The sequence below is a fragment of the Synechococcus sp. UW179A genome, from assembly GCF_900473965.1.
Taxonomy (GTDB): domain Bacteria; phylum Cyanobacteriota; class Cyanobacteriia; order PCC-6307; family Cyanobiaceae; genus Synechococcus_C.
The window spans coordinates 1-2435 of record NZ_UCNJ01000021.1; the positions used below are offsets into that span (position 1 = coordinate 1).

A 2435-nucleotide genomic window follows, 5' to 3' on the forward strand; every position below is an offset into this window, starting at 1 on the left:
ACTCCAAAAGCAACGGAGTTCACACCAACGGCAGAAGCATTGGTGGCAATGGCTGTAGAGCGTTCACCACTCGCTACAGCGCGAGTACCAAAAGCAAACGCTTCATTTCCAGTGGAAGCACTACTCGTACCGATCGAAAGGGAATCTCGATCGGTAGCATTGGATAAATAGCCAATTGCAATTGAATCTGATCCACTTCCTGTAGCTTGCTGACCAAAAGCAATCGAGCGCAGACCTGTCGCTTTGGAGCTAGAACCAATAGCCGTGCTGTTGTCTTGATTCGCTAGAGATTTAAAGCCAATGGCAATCGAATCTTCGGCGCTGGCCTCTGACTGAAGACCAAAAGCCATAGCCCCTTCAGCAATCGCTTGTGATGAAGTACCAAAAGCAATCGTATTATTTGCATTAGCAAATGATTGTGCACCTACAGCCACAGAGTCGTAAGCCAATGCATTGGCCTTAAAGCCAATCGCAGTGGATTGAAAACCGCTGGCACTCGCAATGGTGCCTAAAGCCAACGTCGATGTATTCGTAGAAGACGACCCTGTACCAATTGCAACCGAATTTGTATTGGTTGCTTGTGAATTGGCACCAGCCGAAAAGGAACTATATCCAGACGCTAAGGCCTTATCACCAAGAGCTTGAGCATTCACAGCACTGGCCTGAGAGTTAGAACCCACAGCAAGTGAATAGCTTCCAGATGCGTTCGCATTAGCACCGAAAGCTAAAGCCTGATTGGCAACAGCTTGCGATTGGGTACCAGCAGCAAACGATTCATTCTGAGTTGAGCTTGCATTCACACCAACAGCAACAGAATCGCGACCAGTCGCGAATGCATTTGATCCGATCGCAAAACTATTGACATTGCTTGCAGTCGCATTCGTTCCAAAAGCAGTGGCATTGGTCTCGGTCGCCTTAGACAACAAACCAACGGCATAGGATGCATTCCCACTGGCATTGGCCAAAGTGCCAAAGGCAGAAGCGTTATCTCCAAGGGAAAAAGCAGAAACCCCCAATGCATAAGCATTCGAGCCTTCTGCTGATGCATTAGTGGCCAAGGCCACAGCATTATTCCCCGTTGCACTGGCAAGCAAACCTGCGGCATAGGCTCCATCTGCTGTTGCACTCGCAGAACTCCCCAAGGCCATTGAATTCACACCTGTGGCTAGGGAGTTAAATCCTGCTGCAAAGGCATCATTCGCATTGGCCAAGGTATTGGTACCAATCGCGATCGCGTTATCGGCAATCGCTTTCGCTCCGTAACCAGCGGAGATCGCATCTGTGCCATTCGCTAGTGAATAAGCAGCAAGAGCCATTGCGCCGCTCTGTAATGCCTGGCTGCAGGCTCCAACAGCAAGCGCTTTCTCGTTACTGGCGAGACTATTCACACCAATCGCCGTACTGTTACCTCCAATCGCTTGCGCAAATCCACCCATTGCGATCGTCTCCACATTCGTGGCATTCGCATAGGCACCAAAAGCAATGGCGCCAGTCTTTGTGGCCTTCGCTTTCACGCCAGAGGCAATCGCATCTGATGCATTCGCAAACGCCTGCGTACCGGTTGCCATCGAATTATTTCCTGTGGCATTGGCCAAGGAGCCATAAGCCAACGCATTGGTGTTGGTGGCAGATGAACGCATCCCCAAGGCCATGCTGTCCACACCGGTGGCTTTCGCCTCCAGACCAGCGGCAAAAGCATCTTTTGTACTAGCCAATGAATTCGTCCCCAGCGCCATCGCATTGACAGCTAAGGCATTGGCATTGGTACCAAAGGCCGTGGCATTGGTTTTGCTCGCATTCGAATAAGCACCAATCGCAATCGTTTCCGTATCAAGCGATCGTGATTTCAATCCCAAAGCCATTGACATGTTTCCGCTCGCCTGAGCATCAAGGCCGACCGCAATGCTGTTGGCTGATGATGCTGCTGCATCATGTCCAATTGCCATTGCATTATTTTCATTCGCATTGGAGCCAACACCAAAGGCCATCGTGTAGTTCGCCGTTGCTGTGGCGTTCGCACCAAATGACAACGCTCCTGTTTGATTTGAAATGGCTTGCGTACCGATCGCCACCGTATTCAGTGCCGTCGCCTGCGCTTCAACGCCGAACGCCAAAGAGTTTTCAGCTGTTGACTGTGACTTGGCAGCAATCGCAACGGAATCCTCCCCACTCGATAGGGAATCAATACCAATGGCAATGGAATTGGATCCTGATGCTGTTGCATTGGCAGAAATGGCAGTGGCGTTAACACCTGTTGCTTTGGCTGAAACACCAAAAGCTTGAGCATTCGTCTTGGTGGCTTGTGAATCCACACCGATGGAGATGGAATTGTTGCCGGTGGCAGAAGAATTAGAACTAATTGCGGTGGAGTTGGTGCCAACAGCTATTGATTTTGTGCCAAAGGCCAAGGCGTTACCACCTTGGGCATTGGCAAA

General features: G+C 50.3%; 1 protein-coding gene. It reads right to left on the minus strand.

The features are described 5' to 3' along the window. Positions 1-2435 (minus strand): hypothetical protein (locus tag DXY31_RS10680; RefSeq protein ID WP_114993767.1); only part of this gene is annotated, 2435 nt, incomplete at both ends.